This is a genomic window from Nocardiopsis sp. iso_25, assembly GCF_056173305.1.
Genome location: NZ_CM149667.1, coordinates 3,848,199 through 3,865,053 on the forward strand (window position 1 = coordinate 3,848,199; position 16,855 = coordinate 3,865,053).

The 16,855-nt window shown below is 75.0% G+C and carries 11 protein-coding genes; 3 read left to right on the forward strand and 8 right to left on the reverse strand.

Features of this window, described 5'->3' with window-relative positions; translation table 11 throughout:
• Positions 1 to 110 precede the first annotated feature (110 nt).
• On the reverse strand, positions 111 to 1,313 hold the full coding sequence (locus tag AC0VX6_RS16705) for a CaiB/BaiF CoA transferase family protein (RefSeq protein ID WP_475465082.1): 1,203 nt from the start codon (positions 1,311 to 1,313) through the stop codon (positions 111 to 113).
• 59 nt (positions 1,314 to 1,372) lie between these two features.
• The gene (locus tag AC0VX6_RS16710; protein ID WP_475465083.1) at positions 1,373 to 2,866 is read right to left on the reverse strand and encodes a carboxyl transferase domain-containing protein; all 1,494 of its coding nucleotides are present in this window, start codon (positions 2,864 to 2,866) and stop codon (positions 1,373 to 1,375) included.
• Positions 2,867 to 3,062: 196 nt separating this feature from the next.
• Between AC0VX6_RS16710 and AC0VX6_RS16715 the strand changes: the two genes are divergently transcribed.
• Positions 3,063 to 3,767: a FadR/GntR family transcriptional regulator gene (locus AC0VX6_RS16715; RefSeq protein WP_302475361.1), complete on the forward strand. Its 705-nt coding sequence runs from the start codon at positions 3,063 to 3,065 to the stop codon at positions 3,765 to 3,767.
• Positions 3,768 to 3,928: 161 nt separating this feature from the next.
• On the opposite strand, the gene AC0VX6_RS16720 is transcribed toward AC0VX6_RS16715, so the two are convergent.
• Together AC0VX6_RS16720 and AC0VX6_RS16725 are read right to left on the reverse strand one after the other, a co-directional pair.
• Entirely contained in the window at positions 3,929 to 5,302 is a 1,374-nt protein-coding gene (locus AC0VX6_RS16720) for an SLC13 family permease (protein WP_274973626.1), read from the reverse strand.
• A 134-nt stretch (positions 5,303 to 5,436) separates the two neighbouring features.
• Positions 5,437 to 6,033 carry a histidine phosphatase family protein gene (locus AC0VX6_RS16725; protein WP_274973627.1) on the reverse strand — a complete coding sequence of 199 codons (597 nt, stop codon included), beginning with the start codon at positions 6,031 to 6,033 and terminating at the stop codon, positions 5,437 to 5,439.
• 149 nt (positions 6,034 to 6,182) lie between these two features.
• Between AC0VX6_RS16725 and AC0VX6_RS16730 the strand changes: the two genes are divergently transcribed.
• Together AC0VX6_RS16730 and AC0VX6_RS16735 are read left to right on the forward strand one after the other, a co-directional pair.
• A complete protein-coding gene (locus AC0VX6_RS16730; protein ID WP_475465086.1) occupies positions 6,183 to 7,259 on the forward strand; it encodes a hypothetical protein in 1,077 nt (358 codons plus the stop codon).
• Positions 7,260 to 7,323: 64 nt separating this feature from the next.
• The gene (locus tag AC0VX6_RS16735) at positions 7,324 to 8,523 is read left to right on the forward strand and encodes a hypothetical protein (protein ID WP_475465088.1); all 1,200 of its coding nucleotides are present in this window, start codon (positions 7,324 to 7,326) and stop codon (positions 8,521 to 8,523) included.
• Positions 8,524 to 8,566: 43 nt separating this feature from the next.
• Here AC0VX6_RS16735 and AC0VX6_RS16740 read toward each other — a convergent pair whose 3' ends face one another.
• The 4 genes from AC0VX6_RS16740 to AC0VX6_RS16755 all read right to left on the reverse strand — a co-directional run bounded on the left by AC0VX6_RS16740 (position 8,567) and on the right by AC0VX6_RS16755 (position 16,674).
• Positions 8,567 to 9,199, reverse strand: coding sequence for a M15 family metallopeptidase (locus AC0VX6_RS16740; RefSeq protein WP_475465090.1), 633 nt, complete (start codon positions 9,197 to 9,199; stop codon positions 8,567 to 8,569).
• 148 nt (positions 9,200 to 9,347) lie between these two features.
• Positions 9,348 to 13,652 (reverse strand): SbcC/MukB-like Walker B domain-containing protein, encoded by a 4,305-nt coding sequence (locus AC0VX6_RS16745; protein ID WP_475465092.1) that lies wholly within the window; start codon positions 13,650 to 13,652, stop codon positions 9,348 to 9,350.
• Positions 13,652 to 15,145, reverse strand: coding sequence for a DUF2398 family protein (locus tag AC0VX6_RS16750; protein ID WP_475465094.1), 1,494 nt, complete (start codon positions 15,143 to 15,145; stop codon positions 13,652 to 13,654). Before AC0VX6_RS16750 ends, AC0VX6_RS16745 begins: the two co-directional genes overlap by 1 nt.
• Entirely contained in the window at positions 15,145 to 16,674 is a 1,530-nt protein-coding gene (locus tag AC0VX6_RS16755; RefSeq protein ID WP_248770922.1) for a TIGR02677 family protein, read from the reverse strand. Before AC0VX6_RS16755 ends, AC0VX6_RS16750 begins: the two co-directional genes overlap by 1 nt.
• Between the last annotated feature and the right edge of the window lie 181 nt (positions 16,675 to 16,855).

Genomic DNA, 16,855 nt, shown 5'->3' on the forward strand with positions numbered 1-16,855 from the left:
GGCGGCCCCGACCACGCGCGCCGAGGGGCCACGACGCCGGACGGCCGCGCCGGTGCCCGAGGGCTCCGGCGCGGCCGTCCGCATGGCTGTCGCGGTGGTCGGCGCGCGGTCTATCCGGCCGGTCGGGCCTCGACCTCGTCGAGCCAGGCCCGCACCGCGTCGTTGTGCTCGCCCAGGGCGGGCGGCGGCAGGTGGCCCGTCCCGGGGGGCTGCGGCGCCTCGTCGGCCGCGGGGTCGAAGCGCAGCGCGGACCCGGGCAGCTCGATCGGGCCGAGCACCGGGTGCTCCACCTCCAGCAGCAGCCCCTGGGAGCGCGTCTGCTCCCACTCGTAGACCTGGTCGATGGTGCGCACCGCGCCGCAGGGCACCCCCACCTCGCCGATCCGGCGCAGCCACTCGTCGCGCGTGCCCTGGCCCAATACCGCCTCCACCTCGGCGATCAGCTCCTCCCGGTGCTCCACCCGGGAGGCGTTGTCGGCGAACCTGGGGTCGCGGGGGTCCAGGCCGAGCAGTCCGGCGAAGCGCTCCCACTGCGCCTCGCCGCCCACCGCCACCTGGAGCATGCCGTCCATGCAGGCGAAGGCGCCGTAGGGGGCGATGGAGGGGTGCTGGTTGCCTAGAGCGGTGGGCACCTCGCGCCCGACCGTCCACCGGGTTCCCTGGAAGGCGTGCACGCCCACGATCGAGGACAGCAGCGAGGTGCGCACCACCCGGCCGCGCCCGGTGCGCTCGCGCTCCAGGAGCGCGGCGAGCACCCCTTGGGCGCCGTTCATCCCCGCGAGCAGGTCACTGATGGCCACGCCCGTCTTGGTCGGTTCCTTGGGCGAGGGGCCGGTCAGGCTCATCAGACCGGCCTCGCCCTGGGCGATCTGGTCGTAGCCCGCCCGTCCGCCCTCGGGCCCGTCGTGCCCGAACCCGCTGATGGAGCAGACCACCAGGCGGGGGTTGAGCTCCTCCAGGCGGCTGGCGGGGAACCCGAGCCGGTCCAGGACGCCGGGGCGGAAGTTCTCCACCAGGACGTCGGCGGCGCGCACGAGCCGGGTCAGCTGCTCCGCGCCGTCCTCGGACTTCAGGTCCAGCTCGATGGACTCCTTGTTGCGGTTGCAGGACAGGAAGTAGGTGCTGATGCGCTCCTCCTCCGGCCCGACGAACGGCGGGCCCCACCCGCGCGTCTCGTCCCCCCTGCCGGGCTGCTCGACCTTGATCACCCGCGCGCCGAGGTCTCCCAGCAGCATGGCCGCGTGCGGTCCGGCCAGCGCCCGCGACAGGTCGATGACCACGATCCCCTTGAGCGGCCCTTGCGAGCGGTCCACGTTCCCTACCTCCTGGTGATTGGTACTGATCCGGTGTTCGTGTCCTGGGCGGCGCGCGCTCAGCCCGCGGCGCACAGGCGGCGGTAGCGCGCGGCGCGTCCGGCGGGCGGTTCGGCGCCCCCGTGCGGCTGCACCGCGGCGAGTTCACGGGCGATCGCCTCCCCCATGCGCGCGCAGAACGCGCCGTCCTCGTCGGCCGCGTCGCCGAATTCGGGGACCACCCGGTCCACGAGTCCGCGGGCGCGCAGGTCGGCGGAGCCGATGCCCTGGGCCCGGGCCAGTTCCCCGGCGCGGTCGGGGGTGCGGTGGACGATCGCGCTGGCCCCCTCGGGCGGCAGCGGGGCGAGCCAGGCGTGCTCGGCGCACAGGACGCGGTCGGCGGGCAGGAGCGCGATCGCGCCCCCGCCGGTGCCCTGTCCCAGCAGGACCGAGACGGTGGGGGCGGCCAGGGAGGTCATCTCGGCCAGGCAGCGGGCGATCTGACCGGCCGTCCCCCGCTCCTCGGCTTCGGCGGAGAGCGCGGCGCCGGGGGTGTCGATGACGGTGACCAGGGGCAGCCGCAGTTCGGCGGCCAGGCGCATGCCCCGGCGGGCCTCGCGCAGCGCGTCCGGGCCCATGGGCTGTTCGGCGCTCTGGCGGGAGCGGTCCTGGCCGACCAGGACGCAGGGCCTGCCGCCGAACCGGGCCAGTGCGGTGACCAGGGCGGGGGAGGACTCTCCCTCGCCGCTGCCGCGCAGGCGCACCACGTGGCTGGCCGCGTGCCGCAGGAGTTCGCGCACGCCGGGGCGCTCCTTGCGGCGGGATCGGGTCACCGAGTCCCAGACGGGGGCGGGCGAGCGGGGTTCTGCGGGCGGTGACGGGGGCGCGGCGGCGGCCGGGCGGTCGAGCAGGACGTCGAGGGCGAGCCCGGCGGCGTCCCTGAGCTGGTCGGGGGGCAGGACGGCGTCGACGAGGCCGTGCCGCTGGAGGTTCTCCGCCCGCTGGACGCCCTCGGGGAACGGCTCGCCGTGCAGCACCTCGTAGACGCGGGGGCCCAGGAAGCCGACGAGCGCCCCGGGTTCGGCGGCGGTGAGGTGGCCGAGCGATCCCCACGAGGCCAGGACGCCTCCGGTGGTGGGGTGGCGCAGGTAGACGAGGTAGGGCAGCCCGGCGGCCTTGTGCGCGGTGACGGCGGCGGTGATCGCCGCCATGGCCACGAAGGCGGGGGTGCCCTCCTGCATGCGGGTGCCGCCGGAGGCCGGTGCGGCCAGCAGGGGGAGCCGCTCGGCAGTGGCGCGTTCGACGGCGGCGACGATGCGCCCGGCGGCGGCGAGCCCCACGGACCCGGCGAGGAAGCCGAACTCGCTGGCCACGACGGCGACGCGGCGGCCGTGCAGCCGCCCCTCCCCCGTCAGGACCGCCTCGTCGCATCCGGTGGCGGCCCGCGCCCGGGTGAGCGCGTCGGCGTAGGCGGGGTCGGGGCCCACGTCCAGGGGCGCCTCGTCCCAGGAGACGTGGGATCCCGCGTCGAGCGTGCGGTCCAAAAGCTCCCGGGCGGTGTCGCGGGTCTCCACAGCAACCTCCAAATGGTTCAGTGGCTAGGCCACTAGGCCTCACGTCAGGGTGGCACGAAACCACACGTTTTGTGAAGCCCCCGTCGCACCCGATCGCGGGGCGTCCGATGCGCCGGTCCCGGGGGCCCGCCGACCGGATGCTCTAGCCTGGAAGTCCCTCACCACAGTCAGATCCGAGGATCAGGAGCCAGCGAGCGTGCCTACCAAGCCCCGACCCCGGCCCCCGGCGCGCCCGCGCCTGTACGAGCAGCTCGTGGAGCGCCTCGTGGAACACATGCGGGACGCCGGTCTGGGCGTGGGCGACCGCCTGCCGCCCGAGCGCGAGCTGGCCGTCGCGCTGGAGGTGAGCCGGGCCTCGGTGAGCCAGGCACTGGTGGCGCTGGAGGTCCAGGGGGTCATCGAGGTGCGGCACGGGGACGGCGCGATCATCCGCCAGACCGTCTCCGAGCAGGGGGTTCTCGCCCTCCTGCGCGACCGGGCCAACCGGCGCGCGGAGATCATCGAGGCCCGTCAGGCGCTGGAGGTCAAGCTGACGGAGCTGGCCGCCGTGCGCCGCACGCCCGAGGACCTGGTCGCGATCGACGCCGCCCTGGAGCTGATGCGCCAGGAGGTGGCCAACGGCGACCGCGGCGTCACCGGTGACGAGCGCTTCCACGCGGCGATCACCACGGCCGCGCGATCGCGCCTGCTGGCGCGGATGATGAACGAGATCGCCCCGATGATCCGGGAGACCCGCCTGGAGTCGCTGTCGCAGCCGGACCGGCCCCGGGCCTCGCTCGACGGGCACGAGCGCATCGCCTCGGCCATCCGCTCGGGCGACCCCAAGGCGGCCGCCGACGCGATGCGCGACCACCTCCTGCTGGTCTCGGCCGTCAACGGGGACGCCCCGGTCGCCCCCTGAACCGGCTCAGTGGCTCACAGGCCTGGCCTTCAAACCGGCTGGGCCCCGCCGCCCCGGCCACGGGGCGGCGGGGCGGGCGCGGAGGGTCCGGAAAACGAACCGGACCCTCCGCGTTCCCGGGGCCGCCGGACGGCCCCGACTGCCCTTGAAAGGCACTGCCGTCACAGCAGTCCCGGCACCACCAGCACACCCCAGGCGACCAGCGGGCCCACCACGACCACGATGCCGCTGTAGACCAGCATCTGGCGGTAGAAGCGGGACGGGTCCACCCCGGTCGCGTTGGCCAGCACCAGGGCGCCGTTGGTGGAGAAGGGGCTGACGTCGACGATGGTGGAGGAGATCGCCAGGGCCACGATCACGCCGGTCGCGCTGATGTCGCCCATGAGCAGGAACGGGATGGCCAGCGGGATGGTCGCGCCCAGGATCGCGGTCGAGGAGGCGAAGGCCGACACCACGGCGCCGATGTAGCACAGCAGCAGCGCCACCAGGAGCGGGGCGCCCAGGCTGGCCGCCCCGTCGCCGACGTACTCGATGGTCCCCGCGCTCTCCATGACGCCGACGAAGGTCAGCATGCCGGTGATCAGCAGGACCGTGGACCAGCTGATCTGGGAGAGCACGTCCTTCTGCGACTGCGGCGCGATCAGCGCCAGCACCACGCTGACGGTCAGGGCGACGAAGCCGACGTCCAGGCCCACGCCCAGGGCGAGGACGCCCAGCGCGACGATGCCCACCAGGGTGGCGATCTGCTCGAACCGGACCGGGGCGCCCTCGGAGGCGGTACCGCCGCTCCCGGCCGCCGCGCCGTCGGCCGCTCCGCTCGCGGCGGGGGCGTCGGCGGGACCTCCGGTGGCCAGTGCGACCGATCCCGAGTCCGAGCCGCCGGAGGTGCGGGCGGCCTCGGTGACGGCCTCGGCCTCGTGCGAGCGGACGCCGAAGAGGCGGTTGCCGCCCAGCGCGACGAACAGGATCAACGCGATGCCCAGGTTGAAGAACAGGCTGCCGAGGAACAGCGTGATGGGGGAGACCGAGAGCCCGCTGTCGGCGACGATGCCGTTGACAGTCACGCCGTAGACGCTGACCGGGGAGAACCCGCCCCCCTGGGCGCCGTGGACCACCATCATGCCCATCAGCAGCGGGTTGATCCGGTACCGGGCGGCGAAGCTCAGCGCGATCGGCGCGACGATCGCCACGGCCGCCGGGCCGAGCGCGCCCACACCCGTCAGCACGGCGGAGATGCCGAACATGATCCACGGGATCGCGGCCACCCGGCCGCCGACCATGCGGGTGGCGCCGCGTACGAGCAGGTCGATCGTCCCGTTGTTCTTCGCAATGGCGAAGAGGTAGGTGACGCCCACCAGGGTGAGGAACAGATCGGCGGGGAACCCGCCGAGGACCGCGTCGGCGTCCATCCCGAGGACCAGGAGCCCGACCATGAAGGCCGCGACGAAGGCCAGCGCGCCGATGTTGATCGGCAGGACGGTGGCGATGACGAACATCGCCAAAAGGACGAGGATGGTGAGAAGCTGAGGGGTCATGACATACCGATCAGAGGGACAGTTGGGGCTGTGATCTGGGCCATAAGGCTAGTGGCCTAGCCAATAGGCCTTTGTGACTTCTGTCAAGTCCTCCGACCACGGGATCCCCGGTCCCGGCGCCTGGAGCCCTCCGCTCAGGTCGGCACGTTCCACGAGATGAGCGCGGGACGGCCGTGCTCGCGGCCCAGCGTGCTCACCGTGGCCGTCTCCAGCCGGAACAGCGCCCCCTCGGCGGGCGGCAGGCCCAGCCAGCGCGCGGTGAGCACCCGCAGGACGTGGCTGTGCGCCACCAGCACCACGTCGGCCCCTCCTCCTCCGTCGAGCAGGGGCGTCAGCCGCCCCAGGACCCGGTCGACGCGCTCCCCGACCTGTTCCACACTCTCCCCCGGATGCTCCGGGCCGCCCGGCACGATCCCGTCGTGCCACAGGTACCAGCCGGGACGCCCGACCTGGATGTCGGCGGTGGTGATCCCCTCGTAGCCGCCGTAGTCCCACTCGGTCAGGTCGGGATCGGTCTCGCTCACGCGCAACCCGGCCAGTTCGGCGGTGCGCGCGGCCCGCCGCAGCGGGCTGGTCACCACCCGTCCCACCTCGCGCGCGGCCAGCAGCGGGCGCAGCGCCCGCGCCTGCCGCTCCCCCTCCTCGGTCAGGGGGATGTCGGTGAGTCCGGTGTGGCGCCGCGTACGGCTCCACTCGGTCTGTCCGTGCCTGATCAGCACCATGTCGCCCATGGCCCTCTTCCTGCCCCGGGAGGGGGCGGGAAACCCCTCCGCCCCGGCCGGGGCCGGTCCGCCCGCGGCCTCCCGACCAGGCGGAGCACGGGGGAGCGCGGCGGACGGCCACCTTTGACAGCCCCACCCGTTTCGAGCACGATGTCCGGATGAGGAAGCCCCCCAGGACGGTCGCCGCCGTCAGCGCCGCCGTGGGCGCGGCGCTCGCCGTCGCGGGCGGCTACCTGGTGTACGACGCCCGCCCGCGCGAGGATCCGGCCGAGGCGCTGCTGCGGGCGGCGGCCGCGGTCGAGGCGAGCCCCGGTCTGGTCGTGCGGATCACCCGGACCCCCGCCGGGGGCGGCGACGAGGGGGCCGACGCGGACGCCGTCCACCAGGTGTGGCCCGAGGGCGCGACCCGCTTCACCGTGCGCTACACGGCGGTCAGCGGCGCCCTGAGCATCGAGCCGGAGGACGCGGACCTGGGGTACGGCCTCATCGTCAACGGCGACGGCCCCTTCCTCCACGTCGAACCGGGCGGCTCCGCGGCCGTCGAGGAACTCCTCGCCGACGCCGGGCCCCGGGAGCGGGCCGCCCTGTTCCCGGCCGAGGACTACGGACCCCGGCTGCTCTCCGGTCTGCTGACCTCCCTGGCCGCGGACCCGGACCTGACGCGGGCCCCTTCCGGGAGCGCTCCCAGAACGGACGCGGACGCCGGCCCGGTCCTGGAGGGCGACCTGGCCGCCTGGGACCTGGACCTGGGCCGCGTCCTGCCCCGGGAGGGCACCGGCCGCGTGGAGCTGACCGGGGACGGCCTGCCCGCCCGCGTGGAGTTCACCGTGCCCGGGGCCCGCCTGGAGCTGGAACCGACCCTGCTGGACCGGCCCGCCGATCTGCCCGTTCCCCGGACCGCCGCTTCCGGGCGGAGCGCGGACGGCACGGGCCCGTGGTGGCCCGACCGCACCGAACAGCTGGTCACGCCCGTCTGCGGCCGGGTGGGCGAGGAGGGGGGCCAGTGGTGGGTGGTCACCGTGTCCTGGACCATGCCGTGCGCGCGGGCCGTGCCCGTGGCCTCGACGCTGCTGACGGCGCGCCCCCGGCTCACCCCCGGAACCGAGGAGTTCTTCTCCGCGCCGGTCGGCGTCGGCGGCATGGCCTGCCGGTGGGCGACCGTCGGCGGCGCCTCCTGGCGCCCGCACGGCTGCACCGGGCCGGGGTCGGCCGCCTTCGAACTGCGCTCCTGGTGAGCCCGGGGGCGCGAATCCGCCGGACGCCGGACACGGGGGAGCTTTCGTCGCTACGCTCCTGACCATGACGCAGCACACCGCCACCAGCGACGTGCGGGATCCCCTTCCCGACGAGATCCCCCAGCCCCGTTTCCACCGGCCCAACGAGGACCTGGCCGCGGCCATGGAGTGCGCGCGCTGCAAGGAGCAGGGCATCAGCGTGCCGCCGGGGGGCGCGCCCGAGCGGCTGACCAACTCCGAGGCCAAGAAGGCCAAGAAGGCGAGGAAGCGCGCCCTGGAGGAGGCCAGGCGCAGGCCCCAGGAGAAGATCCCGGCCGACCGCAGGCGCGTGCCGCGGATGGGGCCCCACCACGCGGAGTTCTTCCGCGAGCTGTGGGAGCGCGTGGCCTCCGAGGGCGCGGGCTCCTTCCCCGACAGCCGCCTGCTCGCCCTCACCTTCACCCTGCGGGGCGCGCTGAAGGGCTGGGCGAACTTCACCGCCCAGGACCTGCGCATCCTGCGCCTGGAGGACCCCCACGCCGCCCTGAGCGACCTGACCTCCCCTGGATGGCTGGGCACGACGCCGGAGACGGTGATCGGGTCCGACGCCGCGAACCCGGCCCGGTGCGACCTGCCGAGCCTGGACGGCAACACCTGGAAGCTGGGCAACGGCGTCCGGTCGCGGGCCTCGGGCTGGCTCTCGCGCACCCTCGCGCACAAGAAGATGCGCAAGAAGCCCAACCGGCTCCGCCTCGTGGGGGCCTACCTCGCGCTGTGGGCCGAGCCCGACGGCCGCATCCGCGTCCCGGCCGCGGACATCGTGACCTCCTGCGCCCTGTCCGGCACCGACGAGCTGGCGGAGCTGCTGGCGTGGCTGACGGAGATCTCCTGGGTCGAGGGCCTGGGCGTGGACGGCGGCGCCGTGGTGGCCCGCCTCACCGAGGTCACCCTGCCGCTGGCCTACGTGCCCCTCCCCGAGCCGACGCCGCCGGACACCGCACCGGCGACCACGCCGCTGGACGTGCCCGTGGCCGACCGCGCCCGGGATCTGGTCTCGGGCCGCGGGGAGCGGGTGGCCCGCTGGGTGGAGGGCTACCGGGAGGAGCACGGGCACGGTCCCAGCTGGTCGGCGGTGGCCGGGGCCTTCGGGTGGCCGCCGCGCCAGGCGCCCGACCATGACGTCACCCACGAGGTGTTCCGTCTGCTGGCCGAGGACGGCTGGCTGACCGGTTTCGGCGTGCCCTTCGGGCTGCGCTCGGGGCCGGGCGGCCAGGCGGAGGGCTGATCCGGCGCGCGGGCGGGGCGCGGCGCCCCGCCCGGCCCCGCCGCTAACCCGCGGCGTCGGACAGCATGGCGGGGCAGTCCCCGCCGGGCTCGGTGAGCAGTTCGAAGTGCCACATCTCATTGGCGTAGACCTGGCACAGCCCGTAGGCCGAGCCGCGGCGGACGACCCAGTCGGCGGCGTCGGTGGGGCCGATGTCGATCGCCTCCCCGGTCACGTGCCTGGACTCCTCCGGGGTGCTGACCAGCCTCCTGGCCTCCTCGCGCGAACCGTAGTTGAGGACGGCCTGGTCGAGCAGGTGCCGCTGGTACTCCCCGCTGCGCCAGCCCGACGTGACGTGGAGGACGATCCCGTCCTCCAGGGCGTCGCGGGACGCCTCCTGCACGGCCTCCAGCAGCGCGCCGTCCAGGCGGGCGATCGAGGGGTGGTGCGTGTCGAAGGCGGTGACCGACAGGTCGTCCGGAAGGGCGCCGTCCTCAGCGGTGAAGGGCCTCTCCTCCCGTTCCGGCACCAGCGCGTTCACCGACCAGGCCGCCAGCGCGAGGGCCGCCGCGGCGCCCAGGGCCGCGGCCAGCCGGTACCGGGGCCGCCAGCCGCGGCCGAGCGGGCGGCGGGGACGCCCGTCCGCGTCTTCGGCGGGGAAGCTCTCCAGCGCCTCCCGCTTCGTCACTGCGCTCATCCTTCACCTTCCGGGCATCGCCTGCGCGATGTGTGGGGTCCTTGTTCCCCCCGAGTGAAGTACGAGCGGTGTTGCACGGATGTGTCGTTTCCCGGCACGGCCGCGGCGGGCCTTCGGGAGGAGGCGGCCGGGGCCGTGCCGGGACCGCTCAGGCGTCGGCGTCCTCCAGCAGGGTTCCGGCAGAGGACAGCGGGGCGAACCGGCTGGGGGTGATGCCCAGCAGCTGCGCGGCCAGCTCCTCGTTGCCGGAGAACCCGGCGTCTGCGTCGACGGTCTGGGCGCCGTCCCAGAGCATGAGCATCGCCGAGACGGTGTGCGCCCCCTTGTCGTGGTGCATGTCGTAGTGGGCGGCCATGGGCACGCTGTCGTAGTGCACCCACAGGTCGTGCCCGGTCATGAACATGTCCAGGTCGAAGGTGACCGTCAGCCCCATGAGCTCGGGCTTGTAGCGGTCGTCGATCCCGGCGAAGGCCTCGTCCAGGGCCACCATCCGGGGGCAGGTGGGCGCGGCCGAGGTGTACAGGGCGTTGGCGGCGGCGAACAGCGGCAGGTGGATCGCGGCGGACTTCTCCCCGCCCGACATCTGCTCGTGCTTGTTCCTGGTGAGCTTGACCTCCTCCTGGCCCGGCACGGCCAGGCGCAGCTCGAAGCGGTACCAGGTGCGGTAGTCCAGCACCGCCGACAGGACCTGCTTGTAGGTGGCGCGCGGGTGGGCGGCGTGGTGCTCGCGGATCATCTCCCGCAGGACCTCGCGCAGCCGGGTCAGCCCCGAGGCGCCCAGTTCGTCGGTGTCGCGCCGGACCAGGCGGGCGGCGGCGGCCTGGTGCTCGGTGACGCGGTCCGAGCGGCTCCAGCGGATACCGATCCGGGTGCCCGAGGACATGGGCCGCGAACGGGTGTCTCCGTCCATCCTGACGACCAGGTCGCGTGCCACCCGCACCCGCTCGTGGATCTGCTGGGCGATGCCGGTGAGCAGTTCGTCCTCCAGCACCCCGCGCTCCTCCTCCCGCAGGAGCGCGCCCTGCTCCCCGACGCGTTCGGCGATGACGCGGGCGAAGGCGGAGACGGGGTTGCGGCCGGTCTCGTCGTTGACGAACACGGTGATGACGCCGCTGGCCCCGAGTTCGTGGTCGACCCGGTAGCCCTCGGCGTCGCCGCCCAGGGTGTCCTGGAAGACGCGCAGGGCGTTGGAGATGCGCGTGGAGACGGTCTTGAGGTCGCCGTCGGTGACCGCGGCCCCGGAGCCGACGGCGGCGGTGAACGCGTCGAGCAGCTGCCCGGCGCGGCCGGGCAGGACCGCGCGCACGGCGGCCTCCGGGTCGGCCGGGGCCGCGGCCAGGACCTGCTCGGCGGCCTCCTCGGGGGCGGGCCAGGAGCGACGGTCCGGCCAGGCGTGCGCGGTGTCCACGCCCAGTGTGGCGCGCAGGTCGGGGTGTGTGAGGGCGGCGAAGGCGTCGGCCTGCTCGAACAGGGCGGCGAGGGAGTCGGTGAGGGCCCGCTGCCCGCCCTCCAGCTTCTCGTCGGCCCGGATCATGGCCTCGTTGGCGGCCGCGGCCTCCTTCTGGGCGGCCTGGTGCTCCTCACGCGCCCGGTGCAGCTCCTCCTTGACCTGTTCGAGCTCGGCCATGAGCTCGCGGACCGGGGCGTCGATGCCCTCCTGCTTGGCGGCCAGCTCGGCCGCGGCGCGCTCGTGCTCGCGGGTGCGCTCCTCGTGGCGCTCCCGGTCCTCCTCCAGCCGTGCGCGCAGGCGGTCCAGGGTCTCCTTCCGGCCGTCCAGGTCGGCGGTGTGCCGGTCGACCTCGGCGCGGGCGGAGTGCAGTCGGCGCGCGGTCTCCAGAAAGTCGTCCACAGCGCGGGCGACGGCGTCCACCGCCTCGGGCTGGGCGGGCATGGCGCGTTCGGCGGCCACCGCGCGCACCTGGTGGCGGTGGGCGTCGGCCTCGGCGACCGCGGCGTCCAGATCGCGGCGGCGCTCCTCGGTCTCGGCCCGCGCCGAGGCCAGGAGGGTGGACTGCTGCTCGACCCGGCGCACGGCCCGGTCGATCGCGGCGGTCTCGGGCAGGGCGGTGCGGGCCCGGGTGAAGGCCTTGAGGAGTTCGCCCGCACGGTCGAGCTGTTCGGCGACCCGCGCGCGCCGCTCGTCGAGTTCGGCGATGCGCGCGTCGCACTCGGCCAGGCGTTCGCGGCGGCGGTGGGCGCGGTTGGTGGCGCCGATGAACTCGGGGGCGGCCTTGGGGCTGACGCCCACCAGCATCCCCTGGGCGAACCGTGCGCCGGTGCTGACGGTGTGCGCCGCCGCTCCCCCGGCACCCGCGGCGTCGGCGGCACCCCCGGCACCGGCCGCCCCGGGAACCTGGACGGCGTCCGCGAGGCCGGTCGGGGCATCGCCGTCGCGGACCAGGCGCACCGACGCCAGGACGCGGGCGATGACGTGCTCGGGGACAAGGTCCTGCTGCTCGGGCACCAGCACGTCGGCCAGGGTGGGGCCCTGGGGCGCGGCCGTACCCCCGGCGGGCAGCAGGTAGGCGTCGGCCCCGCCCGAGGCGAGCGCGGCGCGGGTGGCGTCGGCGTCGGGGTGCACCCAGGCGGTGAGCAGGCCCGCACCGTACAGGGCGCCCTCGACGGCGGCGGCCTCGTCCTCGCCCACCGCGTCGGCGAAGCGGACCAGCTGCCACAGCGGGGCGCCGGGGCGCCCCTCGCGGGAGGCGGTGCGCAGCGCGTCGGCGGGCGGGGCGTCGTCGCGTTCGGCGGCGATGTCCGCGCGCTCGCGGGTGAGGCGGTCGATCTCGGCGCCGAGCCGGTCCCGGTCGGTCTCCAGGGTGCGCGTGTGCGCGGCGGCGTCCAGGCGCTGCTGGTCGGTGTGCTCGCCGTAGACCTCCGACACCGTGGGGGTGCCGGGGCGGCCGACGCCCTCCAGTGCCCCGGTCAGGGCCGCGACGCAGGCGTCGTCGGTGACCGGCGCGGCGCCCTCGACCCAGTGCGCCGCCCAGGCGGTGAGGGCGTCGGCGGCACTGGCGCGGGCGGCGGCCAGGTCGTCGGCGGCGCGGGCGCACTCCGCCTCGCCGCGGCCGAGCCTGTCCTCGGCCTGGGCGGCGGCCCGTTCGGCGGCGCCGCGCGCGATCTCGGCGCGGGCGAGTTCGGCGAGGCGCTCGCGGACCGCGGCCACGTCGGCGCGGCGGGCGGTCGCGCGCGCCCGCGCGGTGGCGGACAGGTCGTCGCCGGTGTCGGCGGGGCCCTCCCCGTCGTGGTCGAGCCCGGCCTGGGCGGCGTTCTCGGCCAGCTCCGCGGCCAGTTCGGCGGCGCGCGCCCGCCCGTGTCCGAGGTCGGCGGCGACCCGGTCGGCCTCGCGGTGGAGGGCGGTGACCTCCCCGGCCTGGTCGTCCAGTCTGGCCCGCTGTTCGGCCAGGGCGCGGGCGTTCTCGGCGCTGTGCGCGCGTTCGATCTCCAGGGCGGCGTGGCTGCGGAAGGCCTCGTTCGCCTCCAGTCCGCCCCTGCGCGCGGCGAGCCGGCGGATTCGGGCGTCGTGCTCCTCGGCCCGGTCGGTGGCGGCCGCGTGCGTGAGCGTGGCGCGCTCGCGGGTGTCGCGGGCCTCGGCGATGGCGCGGGCCTGCTCGGCGGTCTGGCCGGTGGCGGTGTGCACGCGGGCCAGGCGGTGGCGGGCGTGGGCGGTGAGGTAGGCGGCGTACTCCCCGACGAAGGCCGTGGTCGCGGTGTGCGCTGTGGTGGCCTGGTCGAAGCGGCGCTGGACGGCGGCCAAGTTGGTGAAGTCGCGGGCGGCCTGGTCGACGAGTTCCTCGTCCAGGGGGCTCAGGCCGCTGGTGAGGGTCTCGGAGACCTTCTCGGGGTCCAGGTCCTTGGCCAGCAGGGGGCGGCGCAGCGCCAGGAGCAGGTCGAGCAGCTGGACGTAGCGCTCGCCCAGGCCGAACAGGCGCGCGTCCACGGCGCGGCGGTAGTCGGCCGCGGTGGAGCGGAAGGCGTCCTCGCCGAGCACCCCCTTGAGCTGGCGCTCGGTGAGCGGACGGCCGTCGGTGGCGAGCAGGCCGAAGTCCACGCCCAGGCGCTGGTCGGTGACGAAGAAGGAGGGGGTCACGCCGTCGCGGTGGCGGTGCGCGCGCAGGCCGATGACCAGGGTGACCGTCTCGGTCCCCTCCCCCTCCGCGCCGGTGCGGGCGAACTCCGTCCACACGTACCCGTACTCGGAGTCCTGGCCGCGGTAGAGCAGGTTGGACTTCATGGTGCGGTTCTGGCCGCTGAAGGGGTCCAGGCGGCGGGCGTCGGTGTACCCGTCCAGGATGAACGGGAAGAGGACCTCAAGCGCCTTGGTCTTGCCCGAGCCGTTGTGTCCGCGCAGGACGAGGCGCCCGTCGGCGAACACGAACTCCTCGTCGACGTAGTCCCAGACGTTGATCACGCCGGCGCGGCTGGGCCGGAATCGGTCGCTCCTGGGGGACATTACTTTCCTTCCGCGAAGGTGGAGGCGGCTGCGGGGGCCGTGTCGGGCGAGGGGTTGGAAGAGGGGTCTGAGGAGGCGTCCGCGGTGCCCTCGGTGTCGGCTGCCCCGGTGGGGCCCCGCTCCCCCGGCGGGGGTTCGGTCAGCCCCAGGGGCAGCTGTCCCCCGTCGGCGCGCTCGGGCAGCGCGCCCTGGATGTTGCGGTAGCGGGAGGCGGCGGGGAGCACCAGGGCGCCGCCGGGGACCGGCCGGATGAGGGAGAGTTCGGCGAGCAGGGTCAGGGCGGCGTCCAGCAGGCCGTAGGGGTCCTGCTGCCAGGCTCCGCCGAAGGAGGCGGCGCCGAACTCCGCGTAGAGCTCGTGGATCATGGTCTCCCAGCGTCCGCGTTCGACCAGGGGAACCTCCAGCAGCGCCGCGGCCTCCTCCCGTTCCCCGGCGGGCTCCAGCGTCCAGGCCAGGTCGGCCACGACGCCTTCGCGGGGCAGACCGGCGTCCACGAGCCGGACGAGTTCGGCCTGGTCGTCGGCGTGCGGGGGCACCTGGAGCCGGACCAGCGCGGCCAGGGAGGTCTCCAGCAGGTCGGCCACCTTGGCCAGCAGCAGCCCGGCGGTGCGGTTGACCGCCCCGCCCCGGCCCGGGAAGGGCCGGTCGGTGAAGGTGCCCGCCGGGTCGGCCAGCAGGACGCCCTCGGCGCGGCGCTCCACGCTCAGCCCGGTGGCGCGGGCCAGGTCCTCGGCCACGCCCCGGCCGCTCAGGACCGCGGCCACGGCCGGTTCGACGTCGGCGTAGTACACGACCGGCCGCTCCACCAGGAGCCGCCGCGCCCGCCGGGCCGCCTGCTCGCGCGGCGAGGCCTCGGTGAGCGGGTCGGCGAGCAGTCCGGCGACGCTGCCCAAGTGCTGGACCGGGCGCGCCGGGCGGAACAGCAGCTCGCACACCTCGTGGTCGATGTCGAACAGGGCGTCTCCCTGCTCGCCGCCCACCGCCCACGCCTCCAGGGAGCCGTCGGACAGGTGGAGCGCACCGCGGTCCACCAGCCAGTGGGCGACGTCGACCAGCGCGGCCTTGTGGGCGCCGTCGGTGGGGTCGTAGCCCAGTCCGGCGACGGCGTTGGCCGCGGGGGTGAACCGGGCGACCAGGTCGGCGAGGCTGATCTCGATCTGGGAGCGCTGGAAGGCGGCCAGCACCAGGCACAGGTAGGCGAGTCTGCGCCGGTCGAAGGGTTTGCCCCGGCGCGAGAAGGTCTGGCGCTGGGTGGGGTCCAGAGCGTCGAGTTCGCGGACCAGGCGCACGTGGTCGGTGGTGGCGACCAGGGTGTAGCCGAAGAGCCGCTCCAGGTCGGAGGCGAGTTCGTCGGCCCAGCGCAGCACCTGGTCCAGTACTCCCGGACGCGGGCGCGCGGCGGTGATGAGGTCGCAGGTCAGGACGCGGCGCATGGCCTGTTGGTAGGAGCCCAGGTCGGCGGGTGCGACCGTGCGGGCGAAGAGTCGGGGCATCAGGTGTTCTTCGTTCGGGGCCGGTGGCCGGTGGCCTCCAGGCGCAGGCCCGGCAGGTGGATACGGCCCTGGCTGGTGTGGACGGTGCTGCCCGCCGGGTCGGGGACCAGGCGGACCATGGTGCCGTCGCCCTCGCCGCTGGCCGAGGACAGGCGTCCGGCGACGACGCTGCGCGACTCCAGGGCGCGGGTGACCAGGCGCAGCAGGACTCGGGTGTCGGTCTCGTCCAGGACCCGGCCGTGGGCGCCCAGGTCGACCAGGCGGGCCGCGGCCTCGCGTTCGGCGGCCCGGCCGGCGGCCTGCTGTCCGCGCAGGCGCGCCTGGGCGCCGGGGTTGCGCCGCACCGGCTTGGGCACACCCGCGTTGGGGGCGTTGCCGCTGCGGAACAGGGTGACCGACACCTCCACACCGGGGGCGTCCCACCAGGTCGTGTTGGGCGGGATCTGTTCCTCGTCGTCGTGGGCCGCGCCCAGGTGGCGGGCGGAGCGGACGTTGAAGGCGGCGCCCATCAGGGCGTGCGCGGCGCCGTCGTCGGGGGTGTGGAACACCCACTCGGCGAGGTGGCGCAGCTGGGTGGAGCGGTTGACCCCGCCGCGCTGGGCCTCGGTGATCTGGCGCAGCAGGGCGATGACGCCCGAGACGGCCGACCGGGTGGCCGCGTGGAGTTCGGCGGCCCGCGCGGGGATGGCGTCGTCGGAGGCGAACCAGGCGCGCAGGGCCCGCCAGCGGCGCCGCCAGTCGGCCAGGCGCTCGTCGCGCTCCATGAACAGGCGCTCGTCGGAGTCGGCGGCGCGGGAGAGCAGCGTGGCCAGCCCGGTCTCCTCCACCTCGCGCACGGCGCGGTCCAGGCGGGGCAGGTAGCGGTCGAGTTCGGCCATGAAGTCGCTCATGTGCACCAGCAGGGCGTTCTTGTGGCGCAGGAAGATGTCCGGGGAGGTGTCGGTGGAGCGCAGGATCTCACCGAGGGTGACGTGGAACTGGGCGGAGCGGCGCCCCATGTCCTCCATGACCGCGTCCAGGCGCGCGAGCCTGCGGTAGACCTGTTCGGCCCGGCCGGTGCGGTTGGCCTCGGCCAGGGCGCGCAGGTCGTCCAGGACCTCGGAGAAGACCAGCCGTGACAGGTTGACGTCCTCGATGCGGGCGCCGAGCAGGTTCTCGACCGACTGGTAGGCGCGGTAGCCGAGCTCGCTGAACTGGTAGACCGACTGGCGGTTGCGGTAGCGGGCCAGGTTACCCGCCCTTGAGGCGTCGTCGAAGCGGTGCACGACGCGGTCGGCGTGCAGCTCGTCCAGGCGGTCGCGCAGGCTCCGGTCGGGCACGGGCACCCCGTCGTGGGACCGGGCGAGCTCGCGCAGGGCCTCGGCGACGTCGTCGGGGGCCACCTGGACCTGGTGGACCTCGCGCAGGCGGTCCATGGCCCGCAGGATCCACAGGTAGGTGACGTGGTCGTCGCGACGGGTGAAGTTGAACAGACGGAACCGGTCGCTGACCGCGAGCGAGTCCATGTCGAGGGCTCTGCGTTCGACCACGGGCCGCCCCTTCGGTTGGTGTGCGCGTCGGCGGGGCGGACCTCGGACCGGTCGCGCCTCCATCACTAACGCTAGGTGACCGAAGGGACGGTACACCCGTTTTCCACAGGCCCGGTTCGGGAGGAGGTCCGGCGCCCCGGCCAAAGCCGCGTCCGGCGCCCGGACCGCCTCGCGTCACCGG